Raw genomic sequence first — 17,016 nt, forward strand, 5'->3', positions numbered from 1 at the left:
TCGACCCCCGGAAATGGCTGAACGGATGAGCCCGACGGGACAACCCTTTTCGATCTTGGTGGCTACGGTGTCGTCTGCTCACTGACCCCACGGGAAGGAACGTCATTGTCCGAGCAGGTCGCACCGCCCGCCGGTTCCCCGGCAGGACCACCGGCCGGGGAACCGGCAGCGCAGGTCACCCACCCCGGACCGGAGCCGTCCCCGGCCGGCACCCGGGTGGACACCGACGACCCGGAGACGGAATCGGGCGGGACACAGGTGGACACCGACGACCCGGAGACGGAGTCGAGCGGGGCCGTGCGGCCGGTGCTGGCCGTGGCGAAGATCCTCACCGTCGTCGCCGCGGTGGTCGGGGTGCTCGTCGTCGCCGGGTTGAAGTTCGGCGCCGGCGCGGCGCTGGCCGACCTGCTCCGCCCCGACCCGGTGGCCGGCGCGAAGGCCGGTGACTGCCTGACCGATCTGCCGCAGGTCAGCGGCACGGAGGAGCGGACGGTCCGGGACGTCGCGGTGGTCGACTGCGGCTCCGCCGACGCCGCGTACACGGTGGCCGGCCGGGTCACCGACCAGACCCAGGAGCAGGCACGTTCCGGCCGGGCGTGCGAGCCGTTCGTCAAGCCCGGCGAGGACGGCTACGTCTTCTACAACATCGCCCCGGGGGAGACGGGCTACCTGCTCTGCCTGACCAGGCGCACCTGACGGCACCGGTCGGACACCGCCGACGGCGGCGCGGGAAGGACTCCGTGCCGCCGTCGGCGTCTTCCCGCTCCCCGCCTGGTGAACGGGAGGTATATGCCACTGTTCTCGCGTCTTCCCGGCGCGGTCACGGCGTGGCAGGCTACCGGCACGTACGACCACTGGGCGACCAGCCAACGATGACTGACCGTCAGGAGGACAGACCAATGGGCGAGATGGTGAGCTACACCGGCAACGGAGGGACGCGCGAGGGGTATCTCGCGATACCCTCCACCGGTGCGGCCAGCCCTGCGGTCATCGTCATCCAGGACTGGTGGGGGCTCGTCTCCCACGTACGGTCGGTCGTGGACCGTTTCGCCGAGGCGGGCTTCGTCGCCCTCGCCCCGGACTTCCGGCACGGCCAGTCGGCGAGCCGGCCGAGTGAGCCGCGGCAGATGCTGAACAGCGTCCAGATGGACGAGGCGGCGGCGGACATCGCCGGTGCGGCCGACTACCTGGCCGGTCGTCCCGAGGTCGCCGGCAAGGTCGGCTGCGTCGGATTCTGCGCCGGGGCCAGCCTGGCCCTCTGGGCGGCCACCCGCTCCGAGCGGATCGTCGCCACCGCCGCCTTCTACCCCCGTCTGCCGTGGGAGGGCATGCGCCCCGAGTGGACCGACTACGCGGGCAAGGCCGCCGTCATCCACTGCGCGGAGGCGGACGGCACCTCCGCCGACGAGGGGGTGCAGACCGTCCGGCGGGCCGTCGAGACCGCCGGCGGCACCTGCCAGACGTACGACTACCCGGGCACCGCGCACGCCTTCTTCAACGAGGACCGGCCGGAGAACTTCGACCAGCGTGCCGCCGCCACCGCCTGGGCCCGTAGCCTCGAACTCTTCCGGGCCAAGCTTGGCTGAGGCCCGTACCCCCGACGAGGTGGTCGCCCGCGCCGCGCGGGCGACCGACCTGGCCGACCTCGACGGCGCGGTCAGCGACTGCTTCGCCTGCCCGCGCCTGGTCACCTGGCGGGAGGAGGTCGCCCGGACGAAGCGGGCGGCCTTCCGGGACCAGGACTACTGGGGACGCCCGGTCCCCGGCTTCGGCACGCCGGACGCCCGGATCGCCATCCTCGGCCTGGCCCCGGCCGCGCACGGTGGCAACCGCACCGGCCGCATCTTCACCGGGGACCGCTCCGGCGACGTGCTCTTCGCCGCGCTGCACCGCGCCGGCCTGGCCAACCAGCCGACCAGCGTCGCCGCCGCCGACGGATTGACCCTGCGCGACCTGCGTATCTTCTCCGCGGTGCGCTGCGCGCCACCGGACAACAAGCCCACCCCGGCCGAACGGGACACCTGCGCCCCCTGGCTGCACCGCGAGGTGGCGCTGATCCGGCCCACCCTGCGCGTGGTGGTGGCGCTGGGTGCCTTCGCCTGGGCCGCGTGGTGGCCGACGCTGCGGCAGGTGTACGGCGTCCGCCCGCCCAGCCCGCGACCGGTCTTCGGCCATGGGGCACACTGGTCCGGGACGGCCGCCCCCGAGCTGCTCGGCTGCTACCACGTCAGCCAGCAGAACACGTTCACGGGACGGCTGACACCAGGGATGCTGGACGACGTGTTCGCCCGGGCGAAACAACTCGCCGGGGTGGACTGAAGCGTGGGGCGGTGGCGATGGACCTCGGCGTGCTGCGCAGGTGGTGGCCCGTCGCCGTGGTGGTCATGCTGCTCGCCGCCGCGGCGCTCGCCGCCGGCAACTCCTCGATCGGCGCCAGCCGTATCCCGCCGGTCGCCGACAACATCCCGTACGTCCCGGAGTACCCGGCCGGTGAGCCGGCCCCCTCGATCCCGGTCGAGCCGCGGACCGGCGCCGAGCGGACCCAGGCCGACGTGCCGCAGTGGATCGCGACCGTGGCGATCGTGCTGCTCGGCCTCGCCGTCCTGGCCGCCCTCGGCTACCTGACCTGGACGCTGCTGCGCGGCGCGCTGCGCCGGAGGACCCGCGCGGTGCCGGTGGCCCGGACCCGGCGCACCGCCGAGGGCACCGCCCGGGAGGTGGTCGCCGCCCTCGACGCCGGCCTGGTCGAGCTGGACGACGCCGACACCGACCCGCGTACCGCGGTCATCGCCTGCTGGGTACGCCTGGAGGAGGCCGCCACCGAGGCCGGGGTGCCGCGCCGCACCGGGGACACCCCGACCGACCTGGTCACCCGGCTGCTCCGGGGCGACCCGGCCGCCGGGGTCCCGGCGATCGCCAGCGCCGACGTGCTGGCGGAGTTCGCCCACGTCTACCGCGAGGCACGCTACGCCACCCACACCGTGGACGCGCGGATGCGCGACCAGGCCCGGGCCGCGTTGCGCCGGCTGCGCGGCGAGCTGGCCGCCCTCGCCACCGCCACCGCCGACGAGGTGCCGGCATGAGCGAGCGGACCGGCCTCGACGACCTGCTCAGCTTCGAGGAGGAGGCCCCGCCCCGGGCCGGTCGTACGCGGGGCGGACGGGCCCGGACGGTGTTCCGTACCCTCGCGGTGGCCGCCGCGGCGACCGCCGTCGTCCTGGTCTGCCTGCGCGCCGTCGGCCTCCAGCTCTCGGTCTGGATCGTCGTGGCCGGCGTGCTCGCGGTCCTCGCCGTGCGCCGGGTCACGGCCGCGCTCTCCCCGCCGCCCCCGTCCCGGTCCGGCGTCCGCGCCCCGGCCGGGGAGGAACCCGGCGGATGGAACTGGGGTGCCCGCGACGCCCTGCGTGCCGCCATCAACGGCTGGGAACGGCCGCTGGACTGGTCGTCCGCCAACCGCGAGCGGTTCACCGAACGGATCCTGCCCCGCCTCGGCGAGCTGGCCGACGAGCGGCTGCGCCAGCGGCACGGGGTGACCCGCGAATCCGACCCGACCCGGGCCCGCGCCCTGCTCGGGGAGCCGCTGTGGACGTTCCTCGACACCCCCTCCCGACGCCCCCCGTCGCCGCGCGACCTCGCGGCGATCGTCGCCGAACTGGAGAAGATATGAACGACGTGGACCGCACCATCCCCGCCACCGAGGTGGGCCACCTGGCCCGGGCGGTGCTGGACGCGGTCGGTCAGGTCGTGGTCGGCAAGCGGGAGGCGCTGGAGCTGGTGCTCGCCGGCATCCTGGCCGGCGGACACGTGCTGCTGGAGGACCTGCCCGGCCTCGGCAAGACGCTGACCGCGCGGTCCTTCGCCCAGGCGCTCGGGCTGGACTTCCGCCGCCTGCAGTTCACCCCCGACCTGCTCCCGGCCGACGTCACCGGCTCATTCCTCTACGACCAGCGCAGCGGCGACTTCTCGTTCCGCGCCGGTCCGGTCTTCACCAACCTGCTGCTGGCCGACGAGATCAACCGGACGCCGCCGAAGACCCAGTCGGCGCTGCTGGAGGCGATGCAGGAGAAGCAGGTCTCCGTGGAGGGCGTCACCTACAAGCTGGACGAGCCGTTCCACGTGCTCGCCACCGCCAACCCGATCGAGTACGAGGGCACCTACCCGCTGCCGGAGGCGCAGCTGGACCGGTTCCTGCTGCGGGTGTCGTTCGGCTACCCGCAGCGCGAGGAGGAGTGGGACGTGCTGCGCCGGCGGATGGCCCGCCGCCGCGAGGAGGCCGAGATCAAGCCGGTGGTCGACGCGGCCACGCTGCGCGCCATGCAGGCCGCGCTGGAGGACGTGGTGGTCGAGGACTCCGTCGGCCGGTACATCGTCGACCTGACCGCGGCCACCCGGGAGCACCCGTCGGTGCTGGTGGGGGCGTCCCCGCGTGGCTCGCTGGCGCTGCTGCTGCTCTCCCGCGTCCGGGCGGTCTTCGCCGGGCGCGACTACGTGGTCCCGGAGGACGTCAAGGAGGTGGCGGCGTCGGCGCTGGCGCACCGGATCACCCTGCGACCGGAGATGTGGCTGCGCCGGGTCGATCCGTCCTTCGTGGTCGGTGAGGTGCTGGAGCAGACCCCCGCCCCGGCCAGCGGCGCGCTGCCCAGCCACGCGGCCGGGCGAGCCGGGCGCTGACGGCCGTGCCCATCGAGGACGGGCAGGAGCCCGCGGCGGGCTGGGCGCCGACCTGGGCGCTGGGCCGGGCGGTGCTGCTCACCGGGCTGCTGCTGATCGCCGCCGTGCTGCTCGGCCGGGCCGACCTGGTGGTGCTCGCCACGCCGTTCGCGCTCGGCACCGCGTACGCGTTGCGCCGCCGCCCGGTCGCCGCCCCGCAGCTCGAGATCACCGCCGAGGACGCGCATCTGGTCGAGGGCGGTGCGCTGGCCGGCACGGTCAGCGTCGGCAACCCGGACACCGTCCCGTACCACCTGGCCGTGGTGCGGACCCGGGTATCGCCCTGGCTGCGGGTCGAGCGGGTCGGCTTCGGCGGCGCCGGGGTGGACGTCAGCCGTTCCGGCGGCGCGGACCGCCCCTTCGTCACCGCCATCCCCACCGGGGCCGCCGTCGACCTGGAGCTGACCGGCACCGCGCTGCGGTGGGGCCGGCACCCGATCGGCCCGGCCGGTGCCCGGGTCGCCGCCGCGGACGGGCTGCTGGTCTCCCGCGCGGTCATCACCGAGCCGGTGAAGATGCGGGTCTACCCGATGACCGAGGCGTTCGAGGCGGTGGAGGCGATGCCCCGGGCCGCCGGGCTGGTCGGCGCGCACCACTCCCGCCGGCCGGGCGAGGGCGGCGAGCTGGCCGGCGTACGGGTGTTCGCGCCGGGCGACCGGCTGCGCCGGATCGACTGGCGGGTGTCGCTGCGGGCCCGGCAACTGCATGTGGCGGCCACCCTCTCCGACCGGGACGCCGAGGTGGTGGTGCTGCTCGACGTGCTCGCCGAGGCGGGCCGCTCCGGCGGGGTGAAGGGCGCGGCGTCCGTACTGGACACCACGGTCCGGGCCGCCGCCGCGATCGCCGAGCACTACCTGCACCGCGGTGACCGGGTGGCGATGCTGGAGTACGGGCCGGCGGCCCGCCGGCTGCGTCCGGCCACCGGACGACGGCAGTACCTGACCGTGCTGGAGTGGTTGCTCGACACCCACGCCGAGTCCTCCCCGCACGAGCCGTACGACCAGGTCTTCGGCCCGCAACTGCTCTCCGCGGACGCGCTGGTGGTGGTGCTCACCCCGCTGCTGGACGAGCGGTCGGCGCAGATGCTGGCCCGGCTGGCCCGGGGTGGCCGGTTCGTGGTGGCCGTGGACACTCTGCCGGTCGACCTCCCGCCTCCCGGCGACAAGGGCTGGGCGCCGGTGGCGTACCGGTTGTGGCGGCTGGACCGGGACACGATGATCGCCCAGCTCCGTGAGCACGGCGTGCCGGTGGTGCCGTGGGCCGGCACGGGCAGCCTCGACCAGGTGCTGCGTGACGTGGCCCGGCTGGCCACCGCCCCGAGGGTGGGTGTCCGGTGAGCACGAGGAAGGCAGCGCAGCGGACTCCCGCAGTCGCGAACGAAGGCTGGCACCGATGAATGTCGTCGCCGAGCGGGCGAAGGCGGTGCGTGCCGCGGTGAACCGGGTGAGCCCGACGGCCCTGCTGGTGCGTCTCGGCATCTTCGTGGTGGTGTGGGCCGGTCTGCTGCTGGCGTACCCGGCGCAACTGTTCAACGCGCGGGCGCTGCTCGCCCTCACCGTGGTGGCGGTGCTGCCGGCGGCAGGGCCGCGCCGGGTGTGGCCGACCTTCGCCGCCCTGGTCACGGTGGCCGGCTGGGTGGTCGCCTCCGCCGGGTACGACCGCCCGATCGCGCTCTGGCGGCTACTCGCCGTGGCCGCGACCCTCTACCTCGGGCACACCCTCTGCGCGCTCGCCGCGGTGCTGCCGTACGACGCGGTCGTCGACCCGGACGTGCTGGTGGGCTGGCTCACCCGGGCTGCCGCAGTGGTCCTCGCCACGTCGGTGGTCGGGGTCGTCCTGGCCTGGTTGGGCGAGATCGGCGGGTCCGACGGGTTCCAGGCGGCGACGGTGGCCGGGCTGCTGGTGGCGGTGGTGCTGAGCGGGCTGCTGGGGTGGCTGTTGCGTCGCAGATAGCGGGACGGGGAGGGACGTCGCGCAGGTCACAAGGGTTGTGCTCCATCACAGAAGGGGGTCTCGGACGGGATTAGCCGGGCCGCTGAGGGAAAGATGGATGACGTGAATCCGAAGCGGATCCTTGTCGTGGGTGCCGGGCACGTCGGCCTGTACGCCGCTCTGCGCCTGTCCAAGAAGCTGAGCTCCCGTGAGGCCGAGGTCGTCGTCGTCGACCCGCAGCCGCACATGACCTACCAGCCGTTCCTCCCCGAGGCGTCGGCGGGCAACATCTCGCCCCGGCATTCCGTGGTGCCGCTGCGGCGTGAGTTGCGCAAGTGCAAGGTCCTGGTGGGCGCGGTGACGCGGATCGACCACGCTCGCAGGACGGCGGTGGTGCAGCCGATCAGCGGCCCGACCCGGGAGATCCAGTACGACCATGTCGTGGTGGCCCCCGGCTCGGTCTCCCGGACGCTGCCCATCCCCGGCCTGCACGAGCACGGGATCGGCTTCAAGACCATCGGCGAGGCGATCTACCTGCGCAACCACGTGCTGGACCGGCTGGACGTGGCGGCCGCCACGGTCGACCCGGTGGTCCGCCGCAACGCGCTGACCTTCGTCTTCGTCGGTGGCGGTTACGCCGGCATCGAGGCGCTCGCCGAGATGGAGGACATGGCCCGCGACGCCCTGCGCTACTACCCGGAGCTCAAGCCCGAGGACATGCGCTGGGTGCTGGTCGAGGCGACCCAGCGGGTGCTGCCGGAGGTCGACCGGGACATGGGCGCCTACACGGTGCAGCAGCTGCTCAAGCGCAACATGGACATCCGGCTGGGCACCCGGCTGGAGTCCTGCGTCGACGGCGTGGTGAAGCTCTCCGACGGTGACAGCTTCAAGGCCGACACGATCGTCTGGACGGCCGGCGTGAAGCCCTCGCCGATGCTGGACGCGACGGACTTCCCGCGTGACGACCGGCGGCGGGTCACCTGCCTGCCGACGTTGCAGGTCGTCGACGGCGACACGGTGGTCGAGGGGGCGTGGAGCGCGGGCGACTGCGCAGCCGTGCCGGACCTCACCAAGGAGCCGGGCGACTTCTGCTCGCCGAGCGCGCAGCACGCGGTGCGCCAGGCCGGCCGGATGGCCGACAACATCGCGAACGTCATCCGCGGGCGTGCGCCGGTCAACTACAAGCACAAGCACGCGGGCAGCGTGGCCAGCCTCGGCCTGTACAAGGGCGTCGCCCAGGTGTACGGCGTCAAGATGACCGGCTGGCCGGCGTGGTTCATGCACCGGACGTACCACATGAGCCGGATCCCGTCGTTCAACCGCAAGGTCCGGGTCGTGGTCGACTGGACGCTCGCGTTCTTCCTCAAGCGTGAGGTCGTCGCCCTCGGCCAGCTGCACGACCCGCGTGAGGAGTTCGTCGAGGCGTCCGCGCCGCCGGCCAGGAAGCAGCCGGTGGGCACCGGCAAGCCGGTCTGACCCGACCCGCACGCCGACAGGGTCCTTCCCGGGGCACGGGAGGGGCCCTTCGTCGTCGGCGATCCGGTCAGACCCGCCAGGTCCAGGCGTCCGCGATCCGGGTCCCCGGGCCGTAGAGCTGCACCAGCGTGCGGCGCAGACTCTCCGCGTGCGGGGCGTCGTCGGTCACCGCCACGCAGGACGCGCCCCAGAAGTCGGCGTCCTCGCGGGCCTGCCGCCGCTGCTCCTCGCCGATCACCGGCTCGGTGCCCCGCTTCGCCACGTCCGCCAGCAGCGCCGAGGTGGGCTGCTTGAAGGTGCCCATCGCGGCCGAGCCGTCGCGGCCGTGCGGGCCGATGAAGAAGCCCTCCGGCAGGCCGAACTCCGCGTCCGCCGCCGTCGCCCAGCGCATCGGCCACGGCTGGCTCGGGGTGGCCGCCGGCACCGGCACCAGCACGCCGCCGGGGCGTACGCAGTCGCGCCAGTGGCCCCCGGTGACGAACTCGGGCAACGCCGGCCGGAAGGTGGTCGGCAGGGGAGCGGGGAAGACCGTGAGCAGGGCCGCCCCGACGGCGGCCGGGACCAGCAGCCGGACCCGGCCGGGGGCGCGCAGGGCCCGGTCCACGGCGAGCACCAGCAGCGTGCCGGCCAGCGGCAGCACGGCCAGGGCGAACCGCATCGGCAGCGCGCCGTCGACCACCGGCAGCCCGGCGAGCAGCGCGTACGGCCCGGGCACCGGGCTGGGGTCGCCGTCGAGGACGACCTGCGGCCCGAGCGACAGCGCCCCGGTCACCAGCGCCCCGGCGGCGCAGGCGACCACCAGTGGCCGGCGGCGCAGCCAGAGCGCGCAGGCGGCGGTGACCAGCAGCAGGGGCGCCCCGAGGAAGGTGTTGTACTCGGCCGGGCCGGTGGTGAGTCGGGCCGAGGCGTCGTCGCCGACCACCGACAGCGGGGAGATCGTCCACCAGCTGCGCAGGTCGGCCGAGAAGTGGTGCGGGCTGAACATGCCGTCCGCCACGCCCTGTGGGCCAGCGAACTGGAACCACAGCGGGTAGCCGAGGACGACCAGGGCCAGTCCGGTGGCGATCAGCATCCCGCCGGCGAAGCCGGGCAGCGCCCGCCGTAGCAGCTTCCGGTCGGCGAAGCCGTACGCGACGGCCATCACCAGCAGGGTCACCGCGGCGAGGAAGAGCACCTCCTCGCCGACGAAGACCTGCGCGGTGACCGCCGTGGCCAGCCCGACCGCCGAGGTGACCAGTCGCCGCCGGTCGGCCCGACCGAGCGACCGCGGCCCCGGGGCGGCGGCCCGCAGCAGCCGGACGACCAGCCAGACGATCACCGGCACCAGCCACTGCGCCGTCATGTGCAGGTGGCTGTTGGACTGCGACACCATGCCGGGGCCGAAGCCGCAGAGCCCGGCGCCCAGCGCGGCGGCGAGCCGGCGGGCGTGCAGGGTCCGGGTGAAGAGCAGGTACCAGGCGATCGCGGTGCCGGCCAGGTTGACGGCGACCAGCAGGGCGAAGGTGACCGGCGCGCCGAGGAGCAGGGTGACCGGGGCGAGCAGCACCCCGAGCGCGATGACCGTGGTGTTGGTCATCAGGTTCACCCCGTCCGGGGCGTTGAGCCGGTCGGTGAGCAGGCCGAAGTCGCCTCGCAGCACCCGCGCGTCGACGGCCAGGAACCATTCGTAGAGGGTCTGGTCCGCCGGGTTGAGGGCCAGCACCCGGCCGCCGGGGTCGGGCCAGAGCCCGTGGGTGAGCCAGCCGGCGAGCAGGACGAAGCCCAGGCCGACCGTCAGGTCGACCCGGTGCCGGAGGAGGAAGGCCAGCCGGCGGTCGGTGCGGGAGCCGGCCGCGGCCGGTGCGGTGAGGCCGACAGCCAGGTCGGGGTCGGCGCCGGGCGCCGTACGGGCTGCGCTGGTCACGCGCTCGACCCTAGTGCGGCGGCGGTCACCGGGTACGCCGGGTGACCGGGGAACGGTTACGGTGGCACTGCACCGCCGCGTGTCGGCACGCCGGTGTCCCTCGCCCGGGTGGTGGAACGGCAGACACGGCCGCCTTAAAAGCGGCTGCCGCAAGGCGTGCGGGTTCGACCCCCGCCCCGGGCACCGAGACTCTCAGCTTTCCCACAGCCTGCCGTGCGGCGCGGCGTGGCCTGTACCCGTACCCTGGAAGAGCACGTCGGACGTGCGACGACCCCCTGAGGGAGGCCTGAAAGTGAAGACCTCGAACCCGGTGCTCGCCCGGCTCGGCCAGGCGGCCGAGCGGGAGCGTTCCGCCGGGTACGCCCAGCCCGGGCAGTACGGTTACGGCCAGCCCGGCATTCCGCAGCAGTACCCGGGTCAGCCCGGCTCCCCGGTCGCCCCGGCGGCGACCGGCACCATGACGCTCGACGACGTGGTCGTCAAGACCGTCGCCCTCCTGGGCATCCTCGGCGTCTCCGCCGCGGCCGCCTGGGTGCTGGTTCCCGACGCCCTGCTCGGTGTCGCCTGGATCGGTGCCGCCATGGTCGGCCTGGCCCTCGGCCTGGTCATCTCGTTCTCCCGGATGGCGAACCCGGCGCTGGTCATCGCGTACGCGGTGGTCGAGGGCGCCTTCGTCGGCCTGGTCAGCAAGGTGTTCGAGACGCGGTACGACGGCGTCGTGCTCCAGGCCGTGGTGGCCACCTTCGGTGTCTTCTTCGTGATGACCATGCTCTACAAGGCGCGGGTCATCCGGGCGACGCCGAAGTTCGTCAAGGGCATGATCGCCGTGATGGCCGGTCTCTTCGCCGTCATGATGATCAACTTTGTGCTGGCGCTCTTCGGCGTCAACACCGGCCTGCGCGACGGCAGCCCGCTGGCCATCGGCTTCAGCCTGGTCGCCATCGTGGTCGCCGCGCTCAGCTTCGTGCTGAGCTTCAAGGAGGTCGAGGACGGCGTCCGGATGGGGCTGCCGGCCCGCTATTCCTGGACGGCCGCGTTCGGCATCGTGGTCAGCCTGGTCTGGCTCTACCTGGAGCTGCTCCGGCTGATCAGCTACTTCCAGGGCGACGACTGACGCCTCAGCCGCCACCCGGCGCCCGCCACCGCTTCCCGCGGCGGCGGGCGCCGTCGTCTGCGCCGCCCGCCGCCCTCCCCGCCACCGCCGGGCCGTCCCGGGCAGCGTGACACCCGCGGCGCTGAGCGGGCGGTGTCCCGGTGCGGCCGTAGACTCGGCGGCGATGAGCGCAACGGAGCTGGACCGGACGGTGGGACTGCTGGTCCGTCAGGTGGGGCACTGGCAGCAGCCACGGTGGGCGGCGGGCGCCGACGGCGGCGACGGGTCCCGGGCGGACCATCTTCACCGGCTGGTGCAGAAGCTCGCCGACCTGGGTGCGGACGCCGAGGGCGGACCGCGCCGGCGGGTACCCCGGCTGGCGAACGACCTGGCCCTGGTCGACCAGCTCCGGGTGGTCGCGGCCGACCTGGTCGCGGCCGCGCCGCCGAAGGAGGTGCTCGCCCGGGCCGCCGCCGAGGTGGCGGCGACCCGGGACGCGCTCGGGGCGCGCTAGCTCAGCCGCTCCAGCACCATCGCCATGCCCTGCCCGCCACCGACGCACATGGTCTCCAGGCCGATGGTCCGGTCGTGCCACTCCAGCGCGTTGAGCAGAGTGCCGGTGATCCGGGCACCGGTCATGCCGAACGGGTGGCCGATCGCGATCGCGCCGCCCATCACGTTGAGCTTCTCCTCCGGGATGCCGAGCTGCCGGTAGGAGGGGATCACCTGCGCGGCGAACGCCTCGTTGATCTCGACCAGGTCGACGTCGTCGATGGTCATGCCGGCCCGCTCGAGGGCCTGCTTGGACGCCTCGACCGGACCGAGGCCCATGATCTCCGGTGACAGGGCGGTCACGCCGGTGGAGACGATCCGGGCCAGCGGGGTGAGGCCGAGGTCCTTCGCCCGCTGGGCGCTCATGATCACCACGGCGGCGGCGCCGTCGTTGAGCGGGCAGCAGTTGCCGGCGGTGATCCGGCCGTCCGGGCGGAAGACCGGCTTGAGCCCGGCCACACCCTCCAGGGTGACGCCCGGGCGGGGGCCGTCGTCGGTGCTGACCACGGTGCCGTCCGGGGTGGTGACCGGGGTGATCTCGCGGGCCCAGAAGCCGTCGGCGATCGCCTTCTCGGCGAGGTTCTGGCTGCGGACGCCGAAGGCGTCCATGTCCTCGCGGGTGACGTCGTACGCCTGGGCCAGGTTCTCGGCGGTCTGCCCCATGGTGAGGTAGATGTCCGGCAGCTCGTCGGCCTCACGCGGGTCGGTCCACACCTCGGCGCCGCCCGCCGCGCGCCGCGTCGAGCGCGCCTGGGCCTCGGCGAAGCGCGGGTTCTCCCAGCCGCCGCCGACCAGCGCCTGCGCCTCCGGCGGCAGGGTGTCGGAGTTGCCCCGGGCGTACCGGGAGACCATCTCCACCCCGGCGGAGATGAAGACGTCGCCCTCGCCGGCGCGGATGGCGTGCATCGCCATCCGGGTGGTCTGCAGCGACGAGGCGCAGTAGCGGGTCAGCGTGGCACCCGGCAGACCGTCCAGGCCCATCAGGGTGGCGACCACCCGGGCCATGTTGAAGCCCTGCTCGCCGCCGGGCAGCCCGCACCCGAGGTAGAGGTCGTCGATCTCGGTCGGGTCGAGCCCGGGGACCTTGTCCAGCGCGGCCTGGACGATGGTCGCGGCGAGATCGTCCGGGCGGACCTCGCGCAGTGAACCCTTGAACGCGCGACCGATGGGGGACCGGGCGGTGGCGACGATGACGGCGTCGCGGGACGACTCAATCGGCATGAACCAACGTTAACTCGCGAGTAACTTAAGGCGGAAGGAGCCCACCCGGCGGGAAATGTCACCCCGCCCGACGCTGCCGGCGGTCAGTGCGGGGACGCGGCGGTGGCTGCGGCGGCGACCGCCGGGAGCAGGGCGTGCGCCCAGACCCGGTAACCGTCTCCGGAGGGGTGGAAGCCGTCGTGGCAGAGCGTCCCGGCGTCGGCGCGGAACACCGGGCCGGTCTCGGTGGCCAGGTCGACCACCGTGCCGCCGGCCTCCAGCACCGCCGTGGTCTGCGCGCGGGCGATCCGCCGGCCCGACCAGCCGATCACCTGCCGTAGCGGCTGCGCCACGGCGCGGATGGCGCCGAGATCGGGGCAGGTGCCCACCACGACCTCGACCCGCGCCTCGCGCAGCCGACGCACCGCCGAGCCGAGGTACGCCGCCGCCTCGGCCGGACGGCGCATCGCCGTGGCGTCGTTCGCCCCGATCAGGATGACCGCGACGTCCGGGCGTTCGCCGAGCAGCGCGCGGGCCACCTGGGTGGCGAGGTCGGTGGAGCGCGAACCGGAGACGCCGACGCTGGACAGGTGCACCCGTCGCCCGGTCGGACCCTCGGCCAGCAGGTGGGCGAGCTGACCGCCCACGGTCTCGTCGAAGCGTTCCACGCCGACGCCGAGGGCGGAGGAGTCGCCGAGCAGCACCAGCCGCAGCGGCGGGGCGCCCGCCCGCCCGACGGTGGCGCGCAGCGCCAGGCCGAGCTCCGGCTGCGCGTAGCTGCGACTGCGCGCCGCCACAGCCTGCCCGGCGAGCACCGCGGCCCCGCCGATCGTGCCGGCGACCAGGGAGACCGCCGCCGCCTTGCCGAGTCGGAGTGCCAGCTCCGCCCCGGACGACCGTTCACTCATGCCGTTCCCTCCCTCCGGTCGGGACCGGCATGAGGCCGAGCCGCGCTGAGCCCGATGATTCGCTCACTGCGTTCGCTCATGCCGTTCCCTCCCTCCGGTCGGGACCGGCATGAGGCCGAGCCGCGCTGAGCCCGATGATTCGCTCACTGCGTTCGCTCATGCCGTTCCCTCCAGTGTCGGTGAGTCGGCGGCGGTGCCGGGTTGCGGCACCGCGCCGACGCCGAAGAAGGCCCGCCGGCGCAGTTGCGCCCACCGGCCGGCAGGCCCACGGTCGCGGCCCCGGACCTGGGTGCCGCTGACCTCGGTGCCCGCGTGCCGCGCCGCCTCCTGGGCGGCCTGCGGCAGCGAGCGTACGCCCTCACCGCGGCCGAGGACAGGTCTGCGATCCTGGCTGGCGCCGAGGGCGGAGATCACGGTGGGCAGCAGCGCGGCGGCGGCGACGGCGTACCCCTCGGCGGAGGGGTGGAACCGGTCCCAGGCGAACATCCGGGTCGGCTCCGCCGCGAAGCGGGGGCCGAGCAGGTCGCCGAGGGAGACCGTCCAGCCGCCCGCCTCGACGACGGCCACCGTCTGGGCGGCGGCGAGCTGCCGGCTCCACCGTCGGGCCAGCCAGCGCAGCGGCGGCTGGATCGGCTGGATCGCGCCCAGATCGGGGCAGGTGCCGACGACCACCTCGCAGCCGGCCGCGCGTAGCGCGCGGACCGCGTCGACCAGGTAGCGCACGGCCAGGCCGGGCGGGGTGCGGTTGGTGACGTCGTTGCCGCCGATCAGGATCACCGCGATGTCCGGCCCGTGCTCCAACGCCGACTCGACCTGCGGCTTCAGCCCGGCAGACAGGGAACCCACCACGGCGAAGCGGTGCAGCCTGACCTGCCGGCGCAGCCGGCGGGACAGCCCGGTGGCGAGCAACGCGCCGAGGGTCTCCCGCCGCCGGTGCACGCCGTAACTGGCGGCCGAGGAGTCACCGAGGATCACCATCGTCAGCGGCGGGCCGGGCAGCTTCGCACCGTAGACGCCGTCGCAGCGCGGCGGGGGCGCCTCGGCCATCGGGATGGTCCGCCGGGCCTGCCGGGCCTGCCCGAGCAGCACCCCACCGGTCGCGACCACGGCCGCCGCGGTGGCGCCCGTGCCGATCGCCGCGGCCCGGGCGATCTGCCGGACGCGCTGCCAGCGCGGACCAACCGGTACGACGGAACCAGCGACCCCCATACGGCGACAGTATCGCGCCGGCACGACACGCCGCTGTCGTCGTACGTGCTGTCGGGTGGCTGAGGGACGACGGTTCTGGGTACCGGTGGGGGTGACGACGACGGGTGGCCGGGCCCAGGGGCGCAGGTGGCGAGGGCTTGCGGGCCCGCGTCACCCTTGGACCGGCGAGAGGGGCTGGACGATGGGCAGGACGTTGAAGCGGAGCGCGGCCTTCACCGCGCTGGCGAGGGCGCTGGCGGCGGGCGCGCGGGGTGGCCCGTCGCTGGGCGCCCGGCTGGCCGCGTTGCCCCGGATGATCCGGGCGACCGCCAGGGGCGAGTACGACGGGGGCCTGCGGCTGGCGCTGATGGCAGCGGCGACGGCGTACGTCGTCTCCCCGGTCGACGTGGTGCCGGAGCTGTTCCTGACCGTCTTCGGCCTGCTGGACGACGCGGTCATGGTGACCTGGCTGGCCGGCAGCGTGCTGGCCGAGACGGAGCGTTTCCTGGAGTGGGAGGCCGCTCGCCGCTCCGTAGTCCCCGGGCAGGTGATCGGCTGACGGGACGTACGCTGGGCGGCGAAGAAAACGTCTGCCCGGCAGCCGACGCCGGCGCCGCAACGAAGGGCACAACGAGGTGCAGTACTACGACAACGTCGTCGACATGATCGGCAACACCCCGCTGGTACGGCTGCGTAACGTCACCGAGGGCATCCGGGCGACCGTCCTGGCGAAGGTGGAGTACCTCAACCCGGGCGGTTCGGTGAAGGACCGGATCGCGCTGCGGATGGTGGAGGACGCCGAGGCCGCCGGCATCCTGAAGCCGGGCGGCACCATCGTCGAGCCGACCAGCGGCAACACCGGAGTCGGCCTGGCCCTGGTCGCCCAGCTCAGAGGCTACAGGTGCGTCTTCGTCTGCCCGGACAAGGTCAGCCAGGACAAGCAGGACGTGCTGCGGGCGTACGGCGCCGAGGTGGTGGTCTGCCCGACCGCCGTCGCGCCGGAGGACCCGCGCTCGTACTACAACGTCTCCGACCGGCTGGCCCGGGAGATCCCCGGCGCGTGGAAGCCCAACCAGTACAGCAACCCGGCGAACCCGCGTTCGCACTACGAGACCACCGGTCCGGAGCTGTGGAAGCAGACCGAGGGGGCGATGACCCACTTCGTCGCGGGCGTCGGCACCGGGGGCACCATCTCCGGCATCGGCCGCTACCTGAAGGAGGCGTCCGAGGGCCGGGTGAGGGTCATCGGGGCGGACCCGGAGGGCTCGGTCTACTCCGGCGGCACCGGCCGGCCGTACCTGGTCGAGGGCGTCGGTGAGGACTTCTGGCCCCAGACGTACGACCGGGGCGTCGCCGACGAGATCATCGAGGTCTCGGACAAGGCGTCCTTCGAGATGACCCGGCGGCTGGCCCGCGAGGAGGGCCTGCTGGTCGGCGGCTCCTGCGGCATGGCCGTGGTCGCGGCGCTGGAGGTGGCCCGCAAGGCCGGCCCGGACGACGTGGTCGTGGTGCTGCTGCCGGACAGCGGCAAGGGCTACCTGTCGAAGATCTTCAACGACAGCTGGATGGCCCGGTACGGCTTCCTGGACAACTCCGGCACCGAGCCGACGGTCGCCGACGCGCTGGCGAACAAGCCGGGCGGCCTGCCCGAGCTGGTGCACGTGCACCCGACCGAGACGGTCCGGGACGCCATCGACTACATGCGCGAGTACGGCGTCTCCCAGCTTCCGGTGCTCAAGGCCGAGCCGCCGGTCGTCACCGGTGAGGTGGCCGGCTCGATCGCCGAGAAGGACCTGCTCGACGCGCTCTTCACCGGCCAGGCGCACCTGCACGACACCATCGAGCGGCACATGGCCGAGCCGCTGCCGATGATCGGCGGCGGCCAGCCGGTGAGCGAGGCGGTCAACCTGCTGGAGAAGTCCGACGCGGCGCTGGTGCTGGTCGACGGCAAGCCCCGGGGCGTGTTGACCCGGCAGGACCTGCTCGCCCACCTCGGCGCGCGCTGACCTGAAGTCCGTCAGGGCCTCTCCCGGGTTCGGGAGGGGCCCTGACGT

General features: G+C 74.0%; 17 protein-coding genes and 1 tRNA gene. 14 read left to right on the forward strand and 4 right to left on the reverse strand.

What is annotated here, in order from left to right; genetic code table 11:
• Positions 1 to 105: 105 nt before the first annotated feature.
• From GA0070560_RS29360 to GA0070560_RS06385, 9 genes are all read left to right on the forward strand, one after another.
• Positions 106 to 696, forward strand: a complete 591-nt coding sequence (locus GA0070560_RS29360; RefSeq protein ID WP_245675384.1) for an LppU/SCO3897 family protein — start codon at positions 106 to 108, stop codon at positions 694 to 696.
• A gap of 203 nt (positions 697 to 899) precedes the next feature.
• Positions 900 to 1,586 carry a dienelactone hydrolase family protein gene (locus GA0070560_RS06350; RefSeq protein WP_091292467.1) on the forward strand — a complete coding sequence of 229 codons (687 nt, stop codon included), beginning with the start codon at positions 900 to 902 and terminating at the stop codon, positions 1,584 to 1,586.
• 19 nt (positions 1,587 to 1,605) lie between these two features.
• Positions 1,606 to 2,319 carry a uracil-DNA glycosylase gene (locus tag GA0070560_RS06355; RefSeq protein WP_091292470.1) on the forward strand — a complete coding sequence of 238 codons (714 nt, stop codon included), beginning with the start codon at positions 1,606 to 1,608 and terminating at the stop codon, positions 2,317 to 2,319.
• A 17-nt stretch (positions 2,320 to 2,336) separates the two neighbouring features.
• On the forward strand, positions 2,337 to 3,083 hold the full coding sequence (locus GA0070560_RS06360) for a DUF4129 domain-containing protein (protein ID WP_091292472.1): 747 nt from the start codon (positions 2,337 to 2,339) through the stop codon (positions 3,081 to 3,083).
• Entirely contained in the window at positions 3,080 to 3,667 is a 588-nt protein-coding gene (locus GA0070560_RS06365) for a hypothetical protein (RefSeq protein ID WP_091292474.1), read from the forward strand. The genes GA0070560_RS06360 and GA0070560_RS06365 overlap by 4 nt, the downstream gene beginning before the upstream one ends.
• A complete protein-coding gene (locus GA0070560_RS06370) occupies positions 3,664 to 4,671 on the forward strand; it encodes an AAA family ATPase (RefSeq protein ID WP_091292477.1) in 1,008 nt (335 codons plus the stop codon). Before GA0070560_RS06365 ends, GA0070560_RS06370 begins: the two co-directional genes overlap by 4 nt.
• On the forward strand, positions 4,668 to 6,047 hold the full coding sequence (locus GA0070560_RS06375) for a DUF58 domain-containing protein (protein ID WP_091292479.1): 1,380 nt from the start codon (positions 4,668 to 4,670) through the stop codon (positions 6,045 to 6,047). Before GA0070560_RS06370 ends, GA0070560_RS06375 begins: the two co-directional genes overlap by 4 nt.
• Before the next feature lie 55 nt (positions 6,048 to 6,102).
• The gene (locus tag GA0070560_RS06380; RefSeq protein WP_091292482.1) at positions 6,103 to 6,663 is read left to right on the forward strand and encodes a hypothetical protein; all 561 of its coding nucleotides are present in this window, start codon (positions 6,103 to 6,105) and stop codon (positions 6,661 to 6,663) included.
• Between the two features lie 102 nt (positions 6,664 to 6,765).
• Positions 6,766 to 8,118, forward strand: coding sequence for an NAD(P)/FAD-dependent oxidoreductase (locus tag GA0070560_RS06385; protein WP_091292484.1), 1,353 nt, complete (start codon positions 6,766 to 6,768; stop codon positions 8,116 to 8,118).
• Between the two features lie 67 nt (positions 8,119 to 8,185).
• Here GA0070560_RS06385 and GA0070560_RS06390 read toward each other — a convergent pair whose 3' ends face one another.
• A complete protein-coding gene (locus tag GA0070560_RS06390) occupies positions 8,186 to 10,021 on the reverse strand; it encodes a DUF6311 domain-containing protein (RefSeq protein WP_091292486.1) in 1,836 nt (611 codons plus the stop codon).
• Between the two features lie 102 nt (positions 10,022 to 10,123).
• On the opposite strand from GA0070560_RS06390, the gene GA0070560_RS06395 reads away from it, so the two are divergent.
• From GA0070560_RS06395 to GA0070560_RS06405, 3 genes are all read left to right on the forward strand, one after another.
• Positions 10,124 to 10,204: transfer RNA gene (locus GA0070560_RS06395), tRNA-Leu, on the forward strand.
• A 109-nt stretch (positions 10,205 to 10,313) separates the two neighbouring features.
• Positions 10,314 to 11,135 (forward strand): Bax inhibitor-1/YccA family protein, encoded by an 822-nt coding sequence (locus GA0070560_RS06400; RefSeq protein ID WP_091292489.1) that lies wholly within the window; start codon positions 10,314 to 10,316, stop codon positions 11,133 to 11,135.
• Between the two features lie 163 nt (positions 11,136 to 11,298).
• Positions 11,299 to 11,628 carry a hypothetical protein gene (locus GA0070560_RS06405; protein WP_091292492.1) on the forward strand — a complete coding sequence of 110 codons (330 nt, stop codon included), beginning with the start codon at positions 11,299 to 11,301 and terminating at the stop codon, positions 11,626 to 11,628.
• Here the strand turns inward: GA0070560_RS06405 and GA0070560_RS06410 are convergent.
• The 3 genes from GA0070560_RS06410 to GA0070560_RS06420 all read right to left on the reverse strand — a co-directional run bounded on the left by GA0070560_RS06410 (position 11,625) and on the right by GA0070560_RS06420 (position 14,983).
• Positions 11,625 to 12,887, reverse strand: a complete 1,263-nt coding sequence (locus GA0070560_RS06410; RefSeq protein ID WP_091292494.1) for an acetyl-CoA C-acetyltransferase — start codon at positions 12,885 to 12,887, stop codon at positions 11,625 to 11,627. The two genes, GA0070560_RS06405 and GA0070560_RS06410, sit on opposite strands and share 4 nt — an antisense overlap.
• Positions 12,888 to 12,970: 83 nt before the next feature.
• On the reverse strand, positions 12,971 to 13,774 hold the full coding sequence (locus GA0070560_RS06415; RefSeq protein ID WP_091292497.1) for an SGNH/GDSL hydrolase family protein: 804 nt from the start codon (positions 13,772 to 13,774) through the stop codon (positions 12,971 to 12,973).
• Positions 13,775 to 13,930: 156 nt separating this feature from the next.
• Complete coding sequence (locus GA0070560_RS06420; RefSeq protein ID WP_091292500.1) at positions 13,931 to 14,983, reverse strand: SGNH/GDSL hydrolase family protein; 1,053 nt, start codon at positions 14,981 to 14,983, stop codon at positions 13,931 to 13,933.
• A gap of 181 nt (positions 14,984 to 15,164) precedes the next feature.
• Here GA0070560_RS06420 and GA0070560_RS06425 point away from each other — a divergent pair, with 181 nt between their 5' ends.
• Positions 15,165 to 15,521 carry a YkvA family protein gene (locus GA0070560_RS06425; protein ID WP_091292502.1) on the forward strand — a complete coding sequence of 119 codons (357 nt, stop codon included), beginning with the start codon at positions 15,165 to 15,167 and terminating at the stop codon, positions 15,519 to 15,521.
• A 76-nt stretch (positions 15,522 to 15,597) separates the two neighbouring features.
• Positions 15,598 to 16,968, forward strand: a complete 1,371-nt coding sequence (locus GA0070560_RS06430; RefSeq protein ID WP_091292505.1) for a cystathionine beta-synthase — start codon at positions 15,598 to 15,600, stop codon at positions 16,966 to 16,968.
• The last annotated feature ends 48 nt before the right edge of the window (positions 16,969 to 17,016 follow it).

Source organism: Micromonospora halophytica (genome assembly GCF_900090245.1).
Taxonomy (GTDB): domain Bacteria; phylum Actinomycetota; class Actinomycetes; order Mycobacteriales; family Micromonosporaceae; genus Micromonospora; species Micromonospora halophytica.

Coding starts and splice junctions, on each gene's coding strand:
- GA0070560_RS06380 (WP_091292482.1), top strand. CDS start 6,103: ATGAATGTCGTCGCCGAGCGGGCGAAGGCGGTGCGTGCCGCGGTGAAC.
- GA0070560_RS06350 (WP_091292467.1), top strand. CDS start 900: ATGGGCGAGATGGTGAGCTACACCGGCAACGGAGGGACGCGCGAGGGG.
- GA0070560_RS06405 (WP_091292492.1), top strand. CDS start 11,299: ATGAGCGCAACGGAGCTGGACCGGACGGTGGGACTGCTGGTCCGTCAG.
- GA0070560_RS06420 (WP_091292500.1), bottom strand. CDS start 14,983: ATGGGGGTCGCTGGTTCCGTCGTACCGGTTGGTCCGCGCTGGCAGCGC.
- GA0070560_RS06360 (WP_091292472.1), top strand. CDS start 2,337: ATGGACCTCGGCGTGCTGCGCAGGTGGTGGCCCGTCGCCGTGGTGGTC.
- GA0070560_RS06415 (WP_091292497.1), bottom strand. CDS start 13,774: ATGAGTGAACGGTCGTCCGGGGCGGAGCTGGCACTCCGACTCGGCAAG.
- GA0070560_RS06365 (WP_091292474.1), top strand. CDS start 3,080: ATGAGCGAGCGGACCGGCCTCGACGACCTGCTCAGCTTCGAGGAGGAG.
- GA0070560_RS06370 (WP_091292477.1), top strand. CDS start 3,664: ATGAACGACGTGGACCGCACCATCCCCGCCACCGAGGTGGGCCACCTG.
- GA0070560_RS06410 (WP_091292494.1), bottom strand. CDS start 12,887: ATGCCGATTGAGTCGTCCCGCGACGCCGTCATCGTCGCCACCGCCCGG.
- GA0070560_RS06425 (WP_091292502.1), top strand. CDS start 15,165: ATGGGCAGGACGTTGAAGCGGAGCGCGGCCTTCACCGCGCTGGCGAGG.